Source organism: Paraglaciecola arctica, assembly GCF_018861065.1.
GTDB classification, from domain to species: Bacteria; Pseudomonadota; Gammaproteobacteria; order Enterobacterales; family Alteromonadaceae; genus Paraglaciecola; species Paraglaciecola arctica_B.
This window is the reverse complement of the sequence record NZ_JAHKQO010000036.1, coordinates 112,803-136,181: the sequence shown is the minus strand read 5'-3', so window position 1 is coordinate 136,181 and position 23,379 is coordinate 112,803. Positions and strand designations below refer to the sequence as shown.

The following is a 23,379-nucleotide window of genomic DNA, read 5'->3' as shown; positions in this document are numbered from 1 at the left end:
ACAAAGTTGAGCAATATGTCTAAGGGTACAGAAAGAAGCCTAATTGTTGGCTTAGACATAGGCACCAGCAATGTGAAGGCCGTAGTGGGCGAGTTGTTGCATGACAACACCATTAGCATTGTGGGTGTTGGCAGCCATTCGTCAAAAGGCATGGATAAGGGAGGCGTAAATGACCTCAACTTGGTCGTGCAATCGGTTAAACGTGCGGTGCACGAAATGGAATTGATGGCAGACTGCAGTGTATCTTCGGTGTTTATGTCAATTTCGGGACGCCACGTAAAATGCCAAAATGAAAGCGGTATGGTGCCGATTAATAATCAGGAAGTGACCCAAGAAGACGTCGACAACGTGGTGCATGCCGCTCGCTCGGTACCTATTGCGGCTGAGCGTCGATTGTTACACGTATTGCCTCAGGAATTTACTATAGACGTACAGGAAGGTATTAAAAATCCAATTGGTATGTCCGGTGTTAGAATGGAAGCGCAAGCACATATTATTACTTGTGCTGATGATATGGCTAAGAATTTAGTCAAATGTGTAGAGCGTTGTGAGCTAACCGCCGACCAGTTAATATTTTCGGCGTTGGCATCTAGCTATGCAGTATTAACTGATGATGAAAAAGAGTTGGGTGTGTGTGTAGTAGATATTGGTGGTGGCACTATCGATATGGTGATTTACACAGATGGCGCGATTCGTCATACCGCGGTTATTCCTGCGGCTGGTAACCAAATTACCAGTGATATTGCCAAAATATTCCGTACTCCCATCAGTCATGCTGAAGAGATAAAAATTAAACATGCATGTGCTTTAAAAGACATGGTTAGCATGGAAGAAAACATTGAAGTACACAGTGTTGGAGGCAGACCTTCAAGAGCTATGTCGAGGCATACACTGGCGGAAGTTATTGAACCTAGGTACCAAGAATTATTTGAACTAGTTCACGATGAAATTCGCGCCAGTGGACTAGAAGAGCAAATCGCTGCGGGCATTGTATTAACTGGCGGCACGGCAAAAATGGAAGGAGCGGTTGAATTTGCAGAAGAAATTTTCCAAATGCCGGTTCGAGTAGGGGAGCCTTTGGGAATGAAAGGTTTGTCTGAATATGTCGAAGATGCAAAATTTGCTACAGCAGTAGGTTTACTGCAATACGGAAAAGAACATGTCATAAGTCAGCTTGTTATGAAAAACAAAGCAAGTGACGGAATGTGGCAACGAATTCAAAGTTGGTTCAAGGGTGAGTTTTAAAAGTTGATCTTTTAACACATAAATTGAGCGATAAAAAATGAGCAGCAGGCAAGGAAGAATTTCTGACTGCTTTTATGTACAAACCGGAGAGTAAAAATGTTTGAGTTAATGGATAGTCATAGCGAAGAAGCAGTAATTAAGGTTATTGGCGTTGGCGGTGGTGGTGGTAACGCTATCGAACACATGGTTGCACAGAATATTGAGGGTGTAGAGTTTATTGCCATCAATACTGATGCTCAGGTGTTACGTAGTTCATCAGCAAACGTGACGTTGCAAATTGGATCAGGGGTAACCAAAGGTCTAGGTGCCGGCGCGAACCCTAATATTGGTCGTCAAGCAGCAGAAGAAGACAGAGAAACTATACGTCAGAGCCTTGAAGGTGCTGATATGGTATTTATCACTGCTGGAATGGGTGGAGGAACAGGTACGGGGGCAGCGCCAGAAGTAGCGAAAGTAGCCAAAGAATTGGGTATTTTGACTGTTGCTGTGGTAACCAAACCTTTCCCATTTGAAGGAAGAAAACGTACCGACTTTGCCGATCAAGGTATTGAAGAGTTATCCAAATATGTTGACTCCTTAATCACTATTCCTAATGAAAAATTATTAAAGGTTATGGGTAAAGGTACTCCTTTATTACAAGCCTTTAGCGCAGCCAACGACATTCTAAGTGGTGCGGTGCAAGGTATTGCTGAGTTGATTACCCGTCCTGGTTTAATCAACGTGGATTTCGCAGATGTAAGAACAGTTATGTCTGAAATGGGTACTGCAATGATGGGCCATGGTAGCGCATCAGGTGAAGATCGTGCAGAAGAAGCTTCAGAAAGTGCTATCGCTTGTCCTCTATTGGAAGATATCGATTTGTCTGGTGCAAGAGGTATTCTCGTTAATATTACTGCTGGGCCAGACTTCTCTATTGATGAGTTTGAAACTGTTGGTAATGCTGTTAAAGCGTTCGCTTCAGAAAACGCAACCGTTGTAGTCGGTACCGTTATCGATATGGAAATGAGTGATGAATTGCGAGTAACAGTTGTGGCTACGGGTATTGGCGCTGAAAAGAAACCTGACATTTCTTTAGTGTCTAATAGAGCAAATAAAGTGGTTGCTGATGCACACGAGTTCAAGCTTCAGGCAAATGGATCAAATGTTATGCCTAGCGCTAACGTTATGCCTGAAACAGCAAAAACAATAGTGAATGAAGAAAAAACTGAGCAAGGCAATGATTTGGAATATCTAGATATTCCCGCATTCTTGCGTAAGCAAGCTGATTAGTACTTAAAATGAATTATTTAGTTAAAACTCGGTCAGACTATTTGGCTAAGACGGCCATTGAGCTAAACATGACAGTATTTTGACAAAAATAAGTATTTTTAGTACTATGCGTGCCGCTTTTTATTCTAATAAGCTATTGAGCTAAAAGGTTATGATCAAACAACGCACTATCAAACAATCTGTGCAAGAGACCGGGATTGGTTTGCATAAAGGTGACAAGGTCACTATGACTCTCCGGCCAGCGCCGGCGAATACGGGAATCGTATTTCGCCGCGTTGATCTTGAGCCTTATGCTGATATTCCCGCTCGCGCAGAATCTGTTGGTGATACTATGTTATGTACATGTATCAGCAATGATGACGGTGCAAAAATTTCTACTGTTGAACATCTAGCATCAGCTTTAGCTGGGCTAGGTATTGATAATATAATTGTAGAAGTAGACAGTGATGAGCTACCTATTATGGATGGTAGCGCTAGTCCATTTATCTTTTTGTTACAATCAGCTGGCATTGAAGAACTTAATGCGCCTAAGCAGTTTATAAAAATCAATAAAACTATCAAAGTAGAAGACGGTGATAAATGGGCGGAATTTCGTCCTTATGACGGTTTTAGGGTAGATTTTAGAATTGATTTTGAACACCCAGTAATTAGTCAGACTCGCCAACATATGGTTTTGGACTTCGACTCGTCATCTTACGTTGACGAAGTCAGTCGAGCGCGTACATTCGGATTTATGAAAGATCTTGAATATATGAATTCACATGATTTGGCCTTAGGAGGCAGCATGGAAAATGCGGTCGCCTTAGATGAATATAGAGTACTTAATCCTGAAGGGTTACGTTACCCTGATGAGTTTTTGAAGCACAAAATACTGGATGCTATTGGTGACTTATATCTTTGTGGGCATAGTATTATTGGTGAGTTAGTGGCTTATAAAACAGGCCATGGATTAAATAACAAGTTACTTAACGCATTATTGCAAAATAAAGAGTGTTGGGAATTTGTTGGTTATAACACACCAGAAGAGATGCCTATCAGCTTTGCTCCGGTATTATTGACTAATTAAGTATCAATTTGTGTAATTTGACTAGTTGACAATAAACTAGCCAAATAACATAGTGATAGAGTTATCAATAATACAAATGCACTATTGTTGATTATTTTCTTGTTGAAGAGATTCTAATTGGAATCCGGTTGGTATAAAAAATCAACAGTATGTCGTAACTGATATAACTTGTTATGCTGTTAGTTTATGGCTTGGTGAATTAAACTCAAAGTATATTGAGTCCATGTTGAAAGGCAGTCAATAGTAATGAAATTAACGTTACTCTTTAAAAGTAATAAAGCACGTTTTGTGCTCAATATAGACAAGCCTAAATTGCTTGTAGCCTTATTGGCGATCTGTGGCTTTTTCTTCGTTTCCGGACGTTCTACTCATTCCCCTGAAGAAAATATTGCAAGGATCCAGTATGCAAAATCTGGCCTCGAGCAACAGGCTAATGAAGTCGATTTACTCAAATCTTCTACCGAACAACGTTTAACGGGCGTAATGCTAAAACTGGCCGACATGCAAAGCCAAATTCAACGCTTAGATGTTTTAGGGTCACGTTTAGTTGAAAGAGCCAACCTGAATCCAGATGAGTTTAGTTTCAATCAAATGCCCAGTATGGGCGGTCCTTTGGATAGCAGCCCTGTAGATATTCAAGTTCAAGATGTGCTTTTGTCACAAATGACTAGCATGTTAGAAACCATCCAAAATAAAACCCAAGAACTCACAGCCCTTGAATCTATCATGCTCAGTCACCATATAGAGCAGGAGAGACGATTAGAGGGTAAACCTATTTCATCTGGTTGGTTGTCATCTTATTACGGCATTCGTAAAGACCCCTTTAGTGGCTTACCCGCTATGCATAAAGGGCTTGATTTTGCCGGTAAAGAAGGTGAGCCCGTTTTAGCTACAGGAGCCGGGATTATTACTTGGTCCGGATCGCGATACGGTTATGGTAATTTGGTTGAAATTGACCATGGTGACGGATTAGTCACGCGTTACGGGCACAATAAAGAACTTAATGTTAAGATTGGCGATGTAGTGACAAAAGGTCAAAGTATCGCCGTCATGGGAAATACGGGGCGTTCTACTGGAGCACACGTGCATTATGAGGTCATACGCAAAGGTAAGCAGCAGGATCCATTGCCTTACGTATATCGCAAAAGCTCCTAACTCATAGTAATGGGGCAATAAATCGTAATTAACAATCGGCCCTCTGGGCCGATTGTTTTATTTTAGTACAGGGTTTGATCATGAGTTGTTGTAGCTTGTGATCAATTAAAATTATTAATCTTTTAGATTGGAAGCTGTAAATAGATGTTTTCTAGTATCTTCACCAAAATATTCGGCAGTCGAAACGACCGGACAATTAAAAAACTAAGTAAGTCTGTTGACCTTATTAATCAACTAGAAACTGAATACGAAGCTTTATCTGATGAGCAGCTTAAAGACAAAACTAGCGAATTTAGACTGCGCTTAGAAAAAGATGAGACCACAGACGATATCATGGTTGAAGCTTTTGCAGTGGTTCGTGAAGCCAGTAAGCGAGTGTTCGGAATGCGTCATTTTGATGTGCAAATGCTCGGTGGTCAGGTACTACATCAAGGTGAAATTGCAGAAATGCGCACTGGTGAAGGTAAAACACTGACGTCTACCTTACCTACCTACCTCAATGCGATATCAGGCAAAGGCGTTCATGTCATTACTGTTAATGATTATCTAGCTAGTCGTGACGCTGACTGGAGTAGACCTTTGTTTGAGTTCTTGGGCTTAACGGTAGGTTGTAATATTCCAGGGTTAAATCCTCAACAAAAACGAGACGCTTACGCCGCCGATATTACTTACGGCACAAACAATGAATTTGGATTCGATTATTTACGAGATAATATGGCATTTAGTCCAAATGATCGCGTTCAAAAGGGCCTACATTTTGCCGTAATTGATGAAGTGGACTCGATTCTAATTGATGAAGCTCGTACACCCCTTATTATTTCTGGCCAAGCCGAAGACAGCTCTGAGTTATATCGAAAAATAAATGTCATTATCCCTGAGTTGACTAAGCAAGAAAAAGAAGATGAAGAAGGTGAAACGGGTGATGGGCACTACACCATTGATGAAAAAGGTAAGCAAATTCATTTGACCGAAAATGGTCAGATATTTGTAGAACAAATTTTACAACGCGAAGGTATCTTGTCACAAGAAGAATCTTTGTTTGCTGCAGCTAATATCTCGTTGCTACACCATGTCAATGCAGCACTGCGAGCACACAAACTGTTTGCCAAAGATGTGGATTATATCGTTAAAGACAATGAGATAGTGATAGTCGACGAACACACTGGGCGGACTATGGAAGGACGTCGTTGGTCTGAAGGTTTGCACCAAGCAGTAGAAGCTAAAGAAGGTGTGCGCATTCAAAATGAAAACCAAACACTAGCTTCTATAACCTTCCAAAATTACTTCCGTTTATACGAAAAACTTTCTGGTATGACAGGTACTGCCGATACTGAAGCCTTCGAATTTCAAAGTATATACGGTCTGGATACAGTTGTTATTCCAACCAATAAACCTATGGTGCGTAAAGACAAAGCAGATTTGATTTTCTTAACTGCGGAAGAAAAATACGAAGCCATAGTTGAAGATATCAAAGACTGCGTCAAACGCGGTCAACCTGCGCTAGTGGGTACTGTCTCAATTGAAAATTCGGAATTGATATCGGGCATTTTGAAAAAAGCAAAAATACCTCACAAAGTACTTAATGCTAAGTTTCATGAACAAGAAGCTGATATTGTTTCTCAAGCAGGTAAACCAGGTGCCATTACCATTGCTACGAATATGGCAGGTAGGGGCACGGATATTGTTTTAGGTGGTAACTGGCAGGCAGAAATTGACAAAATTCACGATCCTAAGCCAAGTAAAGTAGAAAAAATTAAGGAAGAATGGAAAGTCGCTCATGACGCCGTTTTGGCAGCAGGAGGATTGCATATTATAGGTACCGAGCGTCATGAATCACGTCGGATCGATAATCAATTACGTGGCCGCTCGGGTCGCCAAGGGGATGCAGGTTCTTCACGTTTTTACTTGTCACTTGATGATGCTTTGATGCGTATCTTTGCCTCTGAAAAAATGGGCAATATGATGAAGCGTTTGGGCATGGAACGTGGTGAAGCCATTGAACACCCTTGGGTAACCAGAGCTATCGAAAATGCTCAGCGTAAAGTTGAAGGCCGTAACTTCGATATGCGTAAACAATTGCTTGAATATGATGATGTTGCTAATGATCAACGAAAAGTTATTTACGAGCAGCGTAATGAGTTATTAGAGGAAGGCGAAATCAGTGAAACCATCGAAGTGATCCGCGAAGACGTGGTCAATGGTATTCTAGACCAATATATTCCTCCTCAGTCTTTAGAGGAAATGTGGGATGTAGCCGGCTTAGAAGAGCGTTTCAAAGCAGAATTTTTAACTGAAATGCCAGTACAAAAATGGTTAGATGAAGACGACAAACTCTATGAAGAAAAGCTTCGTGAACGAGTTCTAGCTGAAGTGAATGCTGCTTATAAAGCTAAAGAAGAGATTGTTGGCCCTGAAGTGATCAGGCAGTTTGAAAAAGCGGTGATGCTTCAAAACTTAGATAGTCACTGGAAAGAACATTTGGCCGCTATGGATCACTTGCGACAAGGTATTCACCTTCGCGGTTATGCGCAGAAAAATCCTAAACAGGAATATAAGCGTGAATCCTTTGAGCTATTTTCTGAGATGTTAGAAGCCCTTAAGGTCGAAGTGGTCACTATTTTAAGTAAGGTACAAGTTAAGGCTCAAGAAGATGTTGAGGCGGTAGAAGAGCAAAGACGTCAGGCCGATGAAACGCCAAAGAAATTTGAACATGAATCAGCAAGTAAACCAGAGCCCACTAAAACGGGAATACGTCAGGGACCTAAAGTTGGTCGAAATGATCCTTGCCCTTGTGGTTCAGGTAAAAAGTATAAGCAGTGTCATGGTAAGTTGAGTTAATTTAAATTCTATAAAAGCCATCAAACAAAAAAAGTCGGACATCAGTTCGGCTTTTTTGTTTGTCGTTATGAGTTGATTGATAAATGGGAAGCGCATGAAAATAGTAGAAGTAGCCGTAGGTGTCATAAAGCAAGGTAACGAGATCTATATTAGCAAGCGAGCAGAGAAGTTACATCAAGGCGGAAAGTGGGAATTTCCTGGTGGTAAACGTGAAGAACATGAAACTATAGAACAAACCCTTAGCAGAGAATTGGCAGAAGAAATTGGTATTCAAGTGACCAAACAAAGCGAACTGATGTTGATTGAACACGATTACGGCGATAAAAAGGTACGATTAGATGTACGCTTGGTTGAGAGTTTTAATGGACAAGCCAGTCATCAAGAAGGTCAACAGAGTCAGTGGGTGGCTATTAGTGATTTAAGTCAATATAACTTTCCCGAAGCCAACAAAGTCATTATCGATAGGTTGGTTAGTTTATATGTTCAAAATAGTGAGAAAAAATAATAAAGCGGTTCCAGTATTTTTAGTCTGGTATTCTGATAATTCGACCTTCATAAATTGCAAATGATGCTCACTCTTTAAACCATTTTGTTAGGCTGACAAAATCGGATTAATTGAACTGATTCGCATAATATTGCAGTATGTTAATAACACAAGATTTCACCCCTCAGTAGAAAAAGCGACTATGGCAAAAGTAAAACTAGTAGACGTTGCGCAGCTTGCATCAGTATCTAAAAGCACCGCATCGCAATTCATTAATGGTCGTTATGATTACATGTCGAAAGACACACAAGAGCGCATTAGAGCAGCGATTAAGGAGTTAGATTATGTTCCCAACCCTATCGCCAGAAACTTAAAAGCAGATAGGACCAAAACTATAGGTGTCATTGTAAGAGACATTACCGGATTTGATACTAGTCACACTATTCGTGGAGTAGATGACTTCTGTAAAACTTGTGGTTATAACGCACTAATATACAACACTGATTTTGACCCTGACGTCGAAGCTAAATCCCTTGAGGCGCTTTATCAATTAAGGGTTGATGGCATTATTATTGCCTCGTCAGGAGGAAACAATAAACTGATCTCTGACTATATAAACAAAGGTATGCCTATTGTTCACTTTCAGTTGGAACATGATGGTAATGAAAAAAATCTCATTTTGTCTGACTACCGCCAAGCCGCGTTCGACGCAACCGAGTATTTGATTCGCTTAGGACATAAGAAAATATGTTTTGTCACCCAAGATTTCAAAAATGTAAAATCAAGAAATGACCGTTACCTTGGCTATGTATCCGCACTTGAACAACACAATATTGCATTGGATAAAAATCTAATTCAGTATTGGCATCGCGAAACTGGATTCGAACATTCACCAATAAGCATCTTACAATCGAAAGCCGCGCCTAGCGCTTTTTTTACTCAGCATTTAGCCATTACTACTGATCTTTTAAGTCAATTAAACCAAACAAAAATATCAATTCCCGAAGATGTGTCACTCATTGGTTTCGACGATATCCCTATGGCAGAATTTTTCAAAGTCCCAATTACTGTGGTCAAACAAGAGCCATATATTATCGGTAAAGAGGCAACTAAGTTACTGCTCGAGAATATAAATGACAAAGCTAAAGGTTCCCAAAAACTGATGATTGCGTGTTCTGTCACAGAACGACAATCCTGCAAAAAAATACTTTAAATAACAAACTCTTGCTTACTGCCAATGGTTGGTCGGAGCTCTCGTGGCTGAGCTCCCAAATGATTGACAGCTCTCGATGACAACGGTTACTATAAGTATTAACTAAATCGGTTTAGTTGTTTGATTACTTTTATTTTTCGAATTTACACGGTAATCGTGCACTTCCTAACTTCCGGTAATTTTTACAATGCATAACATCAAAACATTTTTAAAATCTCTACTGCCGGGAATATTCTTATTTGGATTTACGGTGGGCACAGGTAGTGTGACCGCCATGGCAAAAGCTGGAGCCGATTATGGTATGTCTTTGTTATGGACCATATTTATCTCCTGCGCCATTACCTATTTTTTGATCCAACTGTTTGGTAAATTCACCTTAGTAACAGGTCAGACGGCGCTGCAATCATTTAAGAATAATATTCATCCGCTTGTTGGCGGCTTTTTTATAGTGGCACTCACGACTCAAATATGCGGAAGTGTCATCGGTGTGATGGGGATTTTAGCTGACGTTTGTTTTGAGTGGTCGAAGAATTTTATAGAGGGTGGTATCGCTCCACTATATTTCGCAGCGTTTTTTATCGCCTTTGTTTATATTATTTTTCTAATTGGTAAGACCCAAGTATTTGAAAAAGTATTAGCGTTTTTTGTTGCCATTATGGCTTTGTGTTTTCTAATCAATTTTTTCATTTTGATGCCGCCGGCTTTAGAAATTTTAAACGGAATGATACCTAATGTGCCTGACACTGGGCCTGATAAAAACGCGTTTCTAGTCATTGCTTCTATGGTAGGAACGACAGTTTTTTCTGGATTGTTTATCTTGCGAACCATACTAGTCAAAGAAGCCGGTTGGACTTTAGCTGATCTAAAAACTCAAAATAGAGATGCGCTGTTTTCTGCATTTTTGATGTTTATTGTGAGCACTTCAATAATGGCAGCGGCGGCAGGAGCGTTGTTTGTTCAGGGAATCAGCTTAGTCAATGTAACCCAGATGATTTATTTGTTAGAACCTTTAGCTGGATCTGCAGCAGTGGCCATATTTACAATCGGCTTAATTGCAGCTGGTGTGTCTTCGCAGTTTCCTAATGTGGCGTTGTTACCCTGGTTGTTGGACGATTTTTATGAACGCAAACCTAACCTAAAAAGGCCTAGTTACCGAGTTATGGCGTTAGTTATTTCCTTACTCGGTTTAATCGTGCCCATTTTTAACGCTAAGCCTATTGCGGTAATGGTAGGTTCTCAAGCCTTTGGTGCCTTAGTTTTGCCTGCTACAGTTCTTTGTATTGCTTATTTAGGAAATAAAAAAGGACTAATGGGAGAGCATAAGTTTTCAAAAATGATCAATTTGATATTGTTGCTAATTTTCGTTTTTGCCTTAGTTATGAGTTATATGAGTTTTAACGGTATTTACGCTACATTGACAGCACTATAAATTAACACAGTGAGCTTTAAAGAGCAGTTGACTGCCTTAAGAGTGATTACAGCTAGAAGCAATGGAAAAAACAATGAATCAAATAATGAAGTTCGATTCCAATCGAGTTTGGCGAACCTATCAAGGTGGCAAATTGCTAGATACTATTGAAGGCAAAGTTGCACCCCAAGATTCAAGTTTTCCTGAGGACTGGATTGGTTCCACAGTAGAGGCTCGCAATGTCGGTCGTGAGCATGTGTCAGAAGGGTTGGCTATGGTACAAGATGAAGCGGGTCAGTCAGTCCCATTTAGAGACCTATTGCAAAAAAAACAAGAATACTTTTTAGGCAAGGCTGATGACACTATCCGTTCGATGGACGATATTCCTCTAGTTAAATATTTAGATAGTGCAACACGTTTGCATTTTCAAGCGCATCCTACTCGTGAATTCGCACAAAAGCGCTTGGGTATGCCTCGTGGAAAGACTGAAGCTTACGTTATTCTTGAAACCCGAGAGGATGTAAGCGAACCCTATATTTACGCCGGTTTTCAACGTTCACCTAGTCGAGAACAGTTAAAGCATTGGATTGAAACACAAGATATACAGTCCATAGAGAATTGTTTCGATCGTATTCCAGTTAAGCCAGGAGATGTGTTTCTGCTACCTGGTGGTCGCCCTCATGCGTTAGGGGCAGGCATACTCATGTTGGAAATTATGGAACCATCGGACCTGGCTGTCAGGTTTGAGTTTGAGCGCGGCGGTTTTGTCATTCCCGAGCAAGCAAGGTTTATGGGCAGAGATATTGAAACAGCATTAGACGTATTTAATTATGACCCTATTCTCCCTGAAGATATTGACGCAGAATTTCGTTGTTTGCCTAAAACCCTTGCTACAGATAACGAGGGGAATTGCCTTGAAGAGTTAATCGGTGCCGACAAAACGTCTTGCTTCACAGTAAAAAGAGCCTCTGTTACAGGTTGTTTTAAGCGCCAAGAGCAGGCTTTTTTCTTTGGTATTGTGACTCAAGGAGAGGGAACAATTTGTATTGATGGTGAAGTGACTCAACTAAAGCGTTGGGAGCGCTTTTTCCGCCCGGCTGGTGTGAACAGCTTTGAATATCAATCACATACAGGTATGTCGATTTTGGAGTGTTACCCAGGAAACAGTTAACAGCCTGACTAACCACATAGAATTGCTTCAGCGTGGGGCAGGGTAGTCCCATTTAATTTCGGTATAGGCTATATTGAAGGGCTCAGACCTAGTATTTGAGTCATGACTATAGGCCCATTCTACTTTTTCATAGCCCAAGGTTACTTTCTCTGCAGGCAAAGGATCTGAAGTCGTTTTAGTCTTCGCAATATTAGCCCCAGCGAATGACAACAAACACCATTGCTGTTGGTGGATCTTACTCGCCTTACCTATGACTCTAAGACCTATTAGTCTAGCGCCAGTTGTCGCAATAGTGCGAAATATTGAGGTCTCTGAATTGACCGGCCTAAGCAATGTGAGTGTACCCTTTCCCCCAATTCCAAACTTTGTTGTCTCAATTTTAGATACGCCTGCGCCGGCGATACTATAGCTCGAGACATATACATTATGTAACTTATGATTGTAGTGGTAAGGGCCCTTATCTATAGTCTTAAATTTATAAAGTTGATTCATAATTTCTTTTCAATCGGTCAAGTAAGATTAGTGCTTCAAGAATAGGTTTATATAACGGAATGGCCTTGAGTATTCACACCTAATTTTGAGTGTATAACTACTCAAATTTGGCTTATTTGTTGTCTCGAGATAGGGGATAGGATGTAGAAGATAGGAGATAGATACAAATTGCTGGTTGGCGATTATCCTATTTTCGTAGAGCGGTGTCACAGGCATAGAATGCAAAAAAGAAAAGGCTCTATGTATGTAGAGCCCTTGCTTGGATAAATTAGTGAGGTGAGGAGCGGGTCCTCTTTTCATTATTATTTGAAGTGATAAGGCCCGGTCCAATTGAAAGTTTTGCCAGCAATTTTAACTTTGTGTTGTTTGCTAGCCGCGGCATTTTTATTGGCCAAGATAAACATACTGCTATTACCTTTTACATCTTCGATTGAAACGGCGGTGTAGTTTAGGTCGTCGTATACCACCTTCAATTCAGCAATGTTACTGTTTGAATTGACTGACAATTCTGAAACAGGACTATAGCTGCCATGTGGTTCAATAACTGTGGCAAAAGTTGTGTTGTCGTTATTCTTTCTGCGGATCATCAGCGCGGCTTCTCTGCGCAAATTAAAGTCCGGATCATTTGCCCCTAACCGAGTCAGTAATAATTCATCAGATTGATTCGTGGCCGAAGTTAAGGTGTAATATTTCCCCTGACCTAACCATGAAAATTGAGTGGTGCTGCCAGTAGGCTGCCCTTTGCCTTCCAAATATAAATGTTGATAACCGTTGTTTTTACCTAACGGAGACAAGGTTGTAGGAGACTCATAGGCAAAGTTTTGGCTCAATACTTGACCCATAAAATAGAAAGGTAAGTCATATTGATTCTGTTTCTCAGACTCTACTTTCATAATATCCAATAAATAGGGCTTCTTGAATCCTTCACTCTTAATCACAGCCATAGTGCGGTGTAATTGTGTGCCAGGATAAGCGTTGCTTTCTGTTGCACTGACAACTTGAATGTCTTTATTAGAATCATCATAAAAATACAATTCAGAGTGATGTTTACTGGCCGTTTCGTATTTGCCGCCAAAATGCATCATTTCATTTTGTGAAATAGTATTATGTGCAATGGTGGTTTTGGCCCATGTCTTGTTTTCTTTTAGGTAGTTACCCCCACCTTTTTGTCCAATATTTACAAAACGGGCCAGTCCATAATCTTGAAGTACTTCATCACCTTTTTCATATAAAGAAAAAGATAACTTATCGTAGTGGCCATGGCTTAAACCTTGTGCCGCATATTTGAACACTAGCGTGAGGTCTTCATTACCGTAACGAAGTACAGCAACGCCGCCCTGTTTGCCATCGGGGCCATCGGATAAATTAATCGAATTTTTTACGAAAGGCTGGGATTTACCATCGCGGATCCCTATCGCCACGGTAAGGCCCGATTGGTCCAATAATACTTCATTTTGTTTTTCAGCAACGCTTAATAATTGAGGATTTTGATTGCCATATTGATAGGCGATATCAACAGCTGTGACCAAAGAGGCGGTATAATAAGACATGCCTTTTTGGCCATCATTCAAAGGAAAAAATTCACCATCGGCATCTGACAAATTGAGAAGGGCATTCACCCCTTTAAGTAGTACATTATTTTTGTGCTCAAAAACCTGCATCTCAGGTTTAGCATTGTGCATCGCCAAACCAAAAATCAAAAAAGGGTACATGGCGTAACGTTGGTAATATGGGCCTTCTGTGTAATAACCATCAGGGGAAAATGGGTCTTCTAGGTTGGCTAAAAAACCTGCCTTTTGGCCTGCTACTTTAATAAAACCGCCGTCATTATCTTTGCCACCAATTTCAAGGCCATCGTCTTCAATACCATATAATGCACGTTGTAATAACTCTTCGTCATCCATTACTAAGGCAATCATACCAACGGCTGCGTTACCCCAAGTACTATGGTTGTGAACTCGATTATAAAACTGCGGATTGCCAATTGAGATAAAGTCAGCAAAAGGTCTAAAAAGGTTATTTTCTAATGTGTCACGCTCTTTTTTGCTAAGAGTATCGTAAATAGCGTCGTAGGCTTGGCTCATATAAACCAGCCAGTTACTGTCATTTAGGCATTGCCAAAATAGCTTGCCGCGAGCATAAGAGCGCTCTTGTGGATGCACAGGTAAATCCTTATACATAGCTTCATACTGAAACAGCATATCCCTAATGTATTTTGCATATTTATCATCCTGTAATATTTGATAAAGCGCCCCTGCTTTTTGCGCCGTCAGGAAATTTATCTTGTGTCTTTGGTGGGTGTAACCGCCAGAAAAATCCTTGGGAATAGGAGTATCAATTCCAAATGCAATTTCTGCATCAACTTGTTGTTTTACTTTTTGAACAGTGGCATCAAATAAAGGCACTTTGCCTAAGTTATTCCTAACTTTTTGCACCCCTTCTTTGGTTAATATTAAGTTTGGGTGTGGCTGTGCTTGTGATAATCGCGGTGACGTCATGGCGACTACAATCAATAATAGTGCTGTGAATTTTCTTAAGTGCATTTTAGGTGTCCTTTTTCTAACAATGAAATAGTTTGTTAGTTTTGAAAATGTGTTTTATCGGAGGATTTGCTCACCGTCACAAATTCGGTATTTGCGATTAAATGATTATCTGCAGGGGGCAGCCAAAACATATGGTTGCGTACTCAAACTTTTGGTTAAGGCCAATTGGGTGTTTGAGTACACAATCATTCGTCACCGTTATTCAGGGGCTGATAAACCTTCCACGAAGTCTTCTCGGGCTGGACTAAAGGTATCGATGAGAATACCGCCGGTTGGGCAAGTCGCACCATGATCTGCAAATGGTGGAATCAAGCAGCTATCCCCTGCTTTTAAAATCTGGGTGACCCCATCAATGTTAAAATGGAATTCGCCTTCGACTACGTAAGTCACTTGTGAATGTCGATGTGCATGATTGTAGCCAATCGCACCTTTTTCGAACCAAATTTTCACCGCCATTAATTCGTGGTTATAACCCAACATTTGACGTTTTAGACCGCCGCCAATATCTTCAATTTCTGTCTTATCAGCAAATAAAAAGTGTTCACTTTGGCTCATATTTAACTCCTATTTCGCCTGTTAGCGGAAAGTTTATGTTTAAAAAGCTATCCGGAATGTCATCAGAACTAAAAAGCCTCTGAGTTAAGAGGCTTAATAATCAAACACAATTCTTACAGATCATGTTTTTCTGGTCGCTCTTCAATTATTTCTATAATTTAAGAAAATAATCGTAAATTTCTGGAACGTTGCCATTTCCCATACCTGCATCGACTGCAGCTTGAAGGTGAGCTGAGGTGCCCTCAGCTATCTTAGCTGTGGTACCTAAATCATTTACCATTTCAAGGAAATAACCTAAATCTTTGTTAGCATTATTGATGGAGAAACCTAAATCGCTGACTCCGTCAACCGCATAGTTCTTACAAAAATGCATAAATGGTGAGTTAGATGGGCCTGTAGACATGATATCGAAAAGTTGTTGGCGGTCTACACCAGCACGTTCAGCAACAGCAAAGGCCTGCGACATAGCAGTAACAGTTGTCATGCCGATGAAATTGTTGATTAATTTTGTTGTATGGCCTGCACCTAGTGCTCCAAGATAGAATACATTCTCACCTTGCATTTCAAGAATTGCTTTTACACTATCAAAGGTCGCTTGATCTCCAGAAGCCATGATGTTTAAAAGCCCGTCCTTAGCATGTGCAGGTGTGCGTCCCAGTGCTGCATCAACCATGCCCGCACCTTTTTTAGCAAGGTCGGCACCGATTTTGCGAGTCGAGGCTGGAATAGAGGTACCAAAATCTATTAAGACAGCGTCTTTTTTGATTCCCGCTAATATTCCGTCTTCTGCATAGACTAACTTTTCAACTACATTAGAAGTCGTTAGGCATAGCATAACGATATCACAAGCAGCAGCTAGTTCAGCGGGAGAGGCTGCTTCAGTGGCTCCGCGAGCAACCACGGCGGCAACTGCGTCCTTATTTAGGTCCATTACAATTGGTTCAAAACCCTTTTTTTGAAGGTTTTCAACCATGTTACTGCCCATAAGGCCAAGGCCAATAAAGCCAATGGTAGGTTTTGTCATAAATAATTCCTATTCATAGTGATTTTAGTTTGCTGTTTGCTGTTTGCTATGCGCTTTGGGTTTATCACATGCTCAACGGGTTAATTTGTATTCGCTGTTAGACTAATACTTTTCATCCGTCTAATTTACACTATTGGTCACTCAATTGGTAATAATATTTGATAATATTGGTAATGTGGCTGGTAATAATTTGATGCTGCGTAACTTCCACAAATTACTGTGATTTTATTTACATTACGAATCTTATTTTAACTACTTTAAACCTAGCGTCACAGAAGTTATTTGCTACCCCCAGTTTCATACTGGAGGTAGCGAAGCGCCAAGAAAAGCGCTTTAGTGGTCCCTTACTATCGAATTCTAGACTTTAGAAACGGTAGCTAGCGCCAAAGGTTATGCGACGGTCAGCCAATCCTTGGAAACACAGCATCGCATCTTCATTTACACAAGATTGTGTAATATCAGACTCAGTTAAGTTAACCGCTTCGACGCCTATGTTTAGTTGTTCGTTAACATCATAGCTAACACTTGCATTAAGTTGTCCGCGGTCGTGAGTATAAACTGGGAAACCTAAAGTTGAGTTACGTGATGCACCACCTGCAGTATCATCGGTACGGAAAGCTTCGCGCCATGTGTAACGAAGTCGTGCAGATAAACCAAACTTCTCATAATAAGCTGTCACGTTATATGCATTTTCAGAGAAATCTAAAAGACCTTGAACGGCATTAACTGTTACAAAATCAGCATCATCATAAATGCCGTTAATGGCGTTAAAGATATCAGTACCACGACCTGCGGAAGCATTAACCGTTGAACCACCTTTGTATTCTTGGATGGTATAGTTAGCCATAAAACCAAAGCCAGACGCCCATCCTAAATCATCTTCAAAACTAGACAGATCATATTGAACCGCCATTTCGATACCTGTTTGTGTGGTTTTAGCCGGGTCGTTTACTTGAGTATTTTTATCTACACAAGCACCAGTTACACCTAAAGGAGCAAGGAAATCATCGCCTTGTGCTGCAGGGTTATAGATACCACCGCCAGAACACGAAGGATCGGTAGAAAAGAAACCGTTAGCATCTGTTGGTGAAGAATCCAAAGTAGAAACGAACAGGTTACTGATTTCTTTATCGAAATAACCGATGCTCACTACAGCCGCTTCAGTAAAATACCACTCGGCAGATAAATCTAAAGTGGTGATCTCTTGTGGCTCTAAACCAGGATTACCGATTGAAACCGACTGGTTAATGTTAGAAGGGAAAGACACAGAGGTATTCAAATCAGAAAAATCTGGACGACGAATATCTTGACCCCAACCTAATCGCAACACTACTTCATCATGTGGCGTAAACACAATATTCACTTTGGGTAAGGTATAGCTGTAATCACCAGAAATAGTCGTTAATTCTGAGCCACTGTCAGTAATAGTATTACCTGTGGAATCAACAGTTGTTTTCAGGTGTCTTACACCTATGTTACCAACAACGTTTTCGAACTCGAAGTTTGCTTGTGCATATATAGCTTGAGTCTCTTCAGAAATACTAAAAAATGCTGAAGATGACGGAGATAACGATGACAAGTCAGGTGAAGAGTCATGAGCAATTAGCGCAGATTCTAAGGTGTCTAAAACAAAATCAGGATTGTTAAAGGCTAAATCTGGATCGATGATAATGAAGTTTCGCATTGCCAATTCACGACCATCAGCGTCGCCAAAGTTACTAGGTCCAGCGACTAAAATATCCGAGAACAGTGAACCACTTGGGCTATCTACCATCTTACTGAAGCCACCAATTCTATCAGTTATTTGATTGTAGGTACTTTCGCGTTTGCTGACACGTAAACCAAAATCGATAGAAGTAACAGGAGAGTCTTCTAAATAATAACTGAAATCTGCACGAGCGGCGTCTAATGAGTTGTTTGTTTCATTACGGCCCACATCAACCTGATCTAATACAACGTTGGCAGGATCCAATAATTCTGCAACAGTTGGCGCAAATGGTGAATCAAAGTTGATACCAAAGGTTAAGGCTCCACCTGTTAAATCATAGATAAATGGCACAGCGTTATCATTACTTGTGTTTGAAGTAATGTTGCCGTCTTCATCAAGACCGTCTAATGGAGCGTGCGGGTTAATGAAGTTTAAAGTGGTGCTTAAATTTGGATTTGTGGTATCAGAACTAGCTGAAGATATTTCAAAACTAGCGAATAAATTGTCACCCTGCCACTCTCCACCGAAGCGGAATAGGCTGGTATCTGTCAAACGTGCACCAGTGTCACTACTAAAACGTAAATTAGGATCATCGTCATCCTTAGCTAAATCGGGCTCGACAACACCACGCACTGCCGCTTGGATACTGCCAAGTTCCACACCATCTAAAGAGCCAAAGTTAATTGTTTCAAATTCAGTCGGTAAGTTTTGGTTAAGTACTGAACTTACACCCGAACCCTGAACTCGGGTACTATCCTGACGACGCTCTTGATCAGTTAATACAACATCTAAGAAAAATTTAGTGTTATCGTTTGGAGCGAATTCGAAGGTTGATGAAATGTTAGTGGTTTCGTACTCATAGTTTTCGTATTCTTGATTTAAGAACTGAATTCCAAGGAAATCGAAATCTTGACAAACGGGGCGGTCAGCAACGTCTTCAACGCTTCCGCTACGAACAACAACTGCATCACAGTTTTCGACTAAACTACCATCACGGTCAACACGAGGACGGAAAGATGAAGATTCTTGACGTGTTACACTGCCACTCATAACAAAACCAAACTTACCGCTATCAGTGTCCCAGTTATCACCATATACTGCTGAAAAGCGTGGTTGGATGCCGTCAGTTGTTAAGCTACTGTCTTCGCCTTGAATACGAACATTAATTAATTGCTCGCTGAGTTCTAACGGACGAATAGTTCTTAAGTTAACTGTACCGCCTACAGAGCCTTCAATTGTTTTGGCCTCAGAAGCTTTTGTCACCTCGACACCAGCGATGATTGACGCTGAAACGTCTTCAAAACTTATACCGCCACGTCCTGTTCCTGCGCCTACTGTTTGCACGCCGTTTATTAGAACATTGTTCGAATTTGAACCACGAATCTGAACACCAGTACCCACACCAGCTGTTCTTGTAATTTGAATTCCTGTTACGTTTTCTAATACTTCCGCCAAGTTTTGGTCGGGTAATTTGCCGATATCTTCTGCTTCAATTATTTCAATTAGGTTGGTTGATTCACGTTTTTCAAGCAATGCGCTCGTAAGTGAGCTACGAATTCCTGAAACCTCGATGACTTCAACAGCTTGTTCGGGAGCCGCTTCTTGTGCTGAAACTGTGGGAGCTGCCAAAATTGCGACTACAGCTGCGCTGTAGATCGCTGAATGTGCGCTGGTACTCTTAAGTACGGAGCTGATTTTATTTAGTTTAGTTTTCATGCGTTCTCCATTCACTGTGCAATAAGTGTTATTCGTTATGTGAGATTTTACTTGTTTACATTTTGTTTGAGTTGTAAACAATATGTTTCAAGCTTGTGCTATAAACTAACCAATTAATGCATGTCATGTCAATATTTTGTTATTCCAATATTTAAAGATTGGTATTATTTTGGTAATACCAATACGGAGAGTTTGTTAAGTATTGGTAATATCTTTAAGCGAGAGTTGTTTCTGCTGCTAAATGAAAAATAATCTGAAAGCCTTTGTATTAAGGGCTTAAGCGCCTTGTTGAGTGTGTTTTTTATTTGGTTAAGGCAAACCGTTGGATAGGTAGGATTGGAATAATATAGATAAAAACACTTTACGTTTTGAAGAGAAATTTTTTGAAGATATTTAAGAAAAAGTCGCTGATTTTTGTGTAGGGTCACACAGTTTCTATCAAAAAGCGCACAAACACCTCCAGATTTTGGAGGTGTTTGTTTAATAAATATACATGAAGGTTATATAAATTGGTTTTACAATTTAACTATTAGTTTACCTTTGTTGGCACCTGTTAATAACATGTTTAAACCATCCACTGCCGACTCTAAGCCATTCAATACATGTGCACGGTGTTTTATTTTACCTTGCATCACATAGGGAGTGAGTTTAGCAACTAATTCTGGCAGCTGTGCAAAATGGTCAGGCATAGCGTAGCCCTGAATAGTGATACGTTTTTTGATTATTGGTATCCAGTTAGGACCGGCACTCGGTGTTTCGGCTGTGTAATCTGAAATCATGCCACACACTACTGCTCGGCCGTGAGCATTCATATGTTCGATTACATGATGCTGGATAGGGCCACCAGTATTTTCAAAGTAAATGTCTACTCCTTTGGGCGCTAACTCTGATAACTTTGCATCAATATCGTCTGTTTTGTAGTTGATCGCGCCATCAAAACCTAACTCGTTGGCAATCCAATCACACTTTTCGTCAGAGCCTGCTACCCCAATAACATTGAGGCCTTCCGCTTTAGCCAATTGACCCACTATTGAACCCACTGAACCCGCAGCGCCACTAACAACTATTGTTTCGCCAGCCTTGGGATTGCCAAAACCGAAAAGACCTTGGGTTGCAGTTAAACCAGGAAGTGCAAAAACAGATAGCACCATTTCCGGATCTAATCCCGGTTGTACTTTTCTGAGGCCTTCGCCTGTGCTTAGGACATATTCAGTCCATCCTGTCATACCCATTACACGGTCTCCAACACTAAAGTCGGGGTGGTTACTTTCGATTACCTCAGCAATTCCTGAAGAGCGCATAACGTCTCCAAGTGCTACGGGTGGGATATAACTTTCTGGATCGGGATTCATCCATCCAACCATCGCGGGATCTAGCGACATATGGGTTTGTTTAATTAATATTTGTCCAGGACCAGCGCTTGGAATGGGCTTTTGTACTATTTCAAAAAGTTCTGAACCAATAGGGCCAGGGGCAGGGCGGGCAACTAGATTAATCGCAGTGTATGTACTCATGTATCGCATTCTCCATTGTGTGGTTGCGTGAATTGAATTGTGCCATGACCTTTAGTATTGCCAATTAAAATTGCAAGATATATAGCTGAAAAAGGCTATCTTTATTGTTATAAAGACAATAATTAGAATTTGGGATTGAGATTGAAGGAATCTAATGGATCAAATCCGAGCGTTACGCTATTTCAGTAAAGTTGCAGAAATGGGCAGTTTTACCAAAGCTGCAAGATTATTCGGTGTGCCACCTTCCTCATTGTCAAGAAGGGTTGCAGATTTGGAAAGTAGCTTAGGCGCGACGCTGTTAAAGCGTTCTACACGTGACGTTAAACTCACTGAGGTTGGGCAGCGTTATTATAAGCAAGTGGCCGATATCCTGCAGCAACTGGAACAAAGTAATGAAGCGGTGCGTAGTTATCAGGCTAAACCAATGGGACACTTGCACATCAGCTCCATGGTTGGATTTGGAGAGCGTATCTTACTGCCTCTACTAGAAGAGTTCAGCCAACTTTACCCTGAAATAGTACTCGATGTGAGTCTAAGTGATGAGTTGTCTACATTAGGCAGAGACGACGTGGATATTGCAATTAGAGGCGGTTATGCACCAAACGAAAGAGTGTTAGCTATCAAACTAATGGGGAATCAGTTTGTACCTGTTGCCTCTCCGCAATATCTGTTAAACATGGGAACCCCAAAAGATGCGCTTGAATTGAAAAAACACAAAGGTCTATATTTTCGTACACCTAATGGTCCTACACCTTGGTTGGCTTACCTCAATAATCAATGGCATGACGTTTCTGCTCCTCAAGTCGCAATATCAAATAATGGAAAATGGTTAGGTGAACTCGCAGCTAAAGGCAAAGGCATATTGATGGCCCCAAGGTGGTCAGCGGCACAGTATTTAACAAGTGGTGAGCTGTTGGAGTTAAAGGTAGAGCCGACCGTGCAAATTAGTCAAAACAACGATATGGCAGTGTATCTGTTGTATCAGAAACAAAGATACTTAGTACCTAAAGTGAAAGCTGCAGTGGATTTTTTGGTAGCGCGAGTGAAACAATAGCATCCCTCAGGTATTCATTTTAAACGTTTTTGGCCATTATTTTTTCGCAAACTCTTCAAGACGTTTAATGACAGATTCGGGATATACCGGTTGATAGAGTCGCCGCATGGTGCCGTCGAGATAGCTCTGCTCTAATGCATTTTGCCAGTTATTGATACGTTTAGAATCAACATCTAGTGAAAACGCGAGATAACGTTGGCGCTTGGCTAAAAAGGCTACAGGTATCAATTTGTCACCCATTTGTGTCGCTTTGGATACAAAGTTATCTAATCCTAAGTCGCTAACAGGAGTTACATCTGCGCGTCCTAGCAATACCATTTTTTGGCAGTCTCCTATTTTACTGGTTAGGATCAAATTTCTATCGATATGAAAACCTAAATTTTCTATTTCAGTAATAATTGCAGAATTGCGATAGGTGCACGCAATATATTTTTGGGGAGCCGTTTTTATATCGGGTTTATGTATAATTCGCTGTTTTAGGCCATACAGTGAAACAGTATAGCTTTGCAGTGGCCCCACCCATTTAAACCAACCTTCTCGCTCTGCAGTTCGCGCTGTTTCAAACAATGCGAGCCCTGTTTCTTGCCGAGCTATTTTCATGGCTCTGCCCCAAGGTAGTATGTTTATCTCGCCTGGTTCATCAAGGCGCTGTTGCAATATGCGGATCAATTCTACGGTGACACCCGTTACGACCCCTTCTTCATTTATATATTCACCTGGCGGGCTATGTTCAGTTAAGAATCTCAGAGGAGGTGAAGGTAGCGCAGATAAACGAGTGGAAAATAAAATAATGAGGAGATTCAATAACCATAACACGCTAAATGGGTTCTTCATGCCATACCTAATTGTAAAACCGCGAAGTAAGGAAAGTGAAAATTAAATATCAAAAAACAAGCTTGATACATATTTTTCCCGAAGTTTAAC

General features: G+C 40.7%; 17 protein-coding genes. 10 read left to right on the top strand and 7 right to left on the bottom strand.

What is annotated here, in order from left to right; translation table 11 throughout:
* Positions 1–15: 15 nt before the first annotated feature.
* From ftsA to KO534_RS13850, 9 genes are all read left to right on the top strand, one after another.
* Positions 16–1,245 (top strand): cell division protein FtsA, encoded by a 1,230-nt coding sequence (gene ftsA, locus KO534_RS13890; protein WP_215930265.1) that lies wholly within the window; start codon positions 16–18, stop codon positions 1,243–1,245.
* 96 nt (positions 1,246–1,341) lie between these two features.
* On the top strand, positions 1,342–2,514 hold the full coding sequence (gene ftsZ, locus KO534_RS13885; RefSeq protein WP_215930264.1) for a cell division protein FtsZ: 1,173 nt from the start codon (positions 1,342–1,344) through the stop codon (positions 2,512–2,514).
* 151 nt (positions 2,515–2,665) lie between these two features.
* Complete coding sequence (lpxC, locus tag KO534_RS13880; protein ID WP_215930263.1) at positions 2,666–3,580, top strand: UDP-3-O-acyl-N-acetylglucosamine deacetylase; 915 nt, start codon at positions 2,666–2,668, stop codon at positions 3,578–3,580.
* 246 nt (positions 3,581–3,826) lie between these two features.
* Positions 3,827–4,735, top strand: coding sequence for a M23 family metallopeptidase (locus KO534_RS13875; RefSeq protein ID WP_215930262.1), 909 nt, complete (start codon positions 3,827–3,829; stop codon positions 4,733–4,735).
* 144 nt (positions 4,736–4,879) lie between these two features.
* On the top strand, positions 4,880–7,573 hold the full coding sequence (gene secA / locus KO534_RS13870; protein WP_215930261.1) for a preprotein translocase subunit SecA: 2,694 nt from the start codon (positions 4,880–4,882) through the stop codon (positions 7,571–7,573).
* Between the two features lie 94 nt (positions 7,574–7,667).
* Positions 7,668–8,078, top strand: coding sequence for an 8-oxo-dGTP diphosphatase MutT (gene mutT, locus KO534_RS13865; RefSeq protein ID WP_215930260.1), 411 nt, complete (start codon positions 7,668–7,670; stop codon positions 8,076–8,078).
* A 181-nt stretch (positions 8,079–8,259) separates the two neighbouring features.
* Entirely contained in the window at positions 8,260–9,270 is a 1,011-nt protein-coding gene (locus KO534_RS13860; RefSeq protein ID WP_215930259.1) for a LacI family DNA-binding transcriptional regulator, read from the top strand.
* A gap of 187 nt (positions 9,271–9,457) precedes the next feature.
* Entirely contained in the window at positions 9,458–10,699 is a 1,242-nt protein-coding gene (locus tag KO534_RS13855; RefSeq protein WP_215930258.1) for an Nramp family divalent metal transporter, read from the top strand.
* Positions 10,700–10,772: 73 nt separating this feature from the next.
* On the top strand, positions 10,773–11,849 hold the full coding sequence (locus KO534_RS13850) for a class I mannose-6-phosphate isomerase (RefSeq protein ID WP_215930257.1): 1,077 nt from the start codon (positions 10,773–10,775) through the stop codon (positions 11,847–11,849).
* Between the two features lie 27 nt (positions 11,850–11,876).
* On the opposite strand, the gene KO534_RS13845 is transcribed toward KO534_RS13850, so the two are convergent.
* From KO534_RS13845 to KO534_RS13820, 6 genes are all read right to left on the bottom strand, one after another.
* Positions 11,877–12,341: a hypothetical protein gene (locus tag KO534_RS13845; protein WP_215930256.1), complete on the bottom strand. Its 465-nt coding sequence runs from the start codon at positions 12,339–12,341 to the stop codon at positions 11,877–11,879.
* A 302-nt stretch (positions 12,342–12,643) separates the two neighbouring features.
* Positions 12,644–14,884 (bottom strand): heparinase II/III domain-containing protein, encoded by a 2,241-nt coding sequence (locus tag KO534_RS13840; protein ID WP_215930255.1) that lies wholly within the window; start codon positions 14,882–14,884, stop codon positions 12,644–12,646.
* Between the two features lie 198 nt (positions 14,885–15,082).
* Positions 15,083–15,439 (bottom strand): cupin domain-containing protein, encoded by a 357-nt coding sequence (locus KO534_RS13835; protein WP_215930254.1) that lies wholly within the window; start codon positions 15,437–15,439, stop codon positions 15,083–15,085.
* Positions 15,440–15,590: 151 nt separating this feature from the next.
* Complete coding sequence (locus KO534_RS13830) at positions 15,591–16,463, bottom strand: NAD(P)-dependent oxidoreductase (protein ID WP_215930253.1); 873 nt, start codon at positions 16,461–16,463, stop codon at positions 15,591–15,593.
* Between the two features lie 364 nt (positions 16,464–16,827).
* Positions 16,828–19,887, bottom strand: coding sequence for a TonB-dependent receptor (locus tag KO534_RS13825; RefSeq protein ID WP_215930252.1), 3,060 nt, complete (start codon positions 19,885–19,887; stop codon positions 16,828–16,830).
* Positions 19,888–20,402: 515 nt separating this feature from the next.
* Positions 20,403–21,401: an NADP-dependent oxidoreductase gene (locus KO534_RS13820; protein WP_215930251.1), complete on the bottom strand. Its 999-nt coding sequence runs from the start codon at positions 21,399–21,401 to the stop codon at positions 20,403–20,405.
* Positions 21,402–21,555: 154 nt separating this feature from the next.
* On the opposite strand from KO534_RS13820, the gene KO534_RS13815 reads away from it, so the two are divergent.
* The gene (locus tag KO534_RS13815; protein ID WP_215930250.1) at positions 21,556–22,455 is read left to right on the top strand and encodes a LysR family transcriptional regulator; all 900 of its coding nucleotides are present in this window, start codon (positions 21,556–21,558) and stop codon (positions 22,453–22,455) included.
* Between the two features lie 36 nt (positions 22,456–22,491).
* Here the strand turns inward: KO534_RS13815 and KO534_RS13810 are convergent, their stop codons facing one another.
* The gene (locus KO534_RS13810; protein WP_215930249.1) at positions 22,492–23,289 is read right to left on the bottom strand and encodes a substrate-binding periplasmic protein; all 798 of its coding nucleotides are present in this window, start codon (positions 23,287–23,289) and stop codon (positions 22,492–22,494) included.
* Positions 23,290–23,379 lie beyond the last annotated feature (90 nt).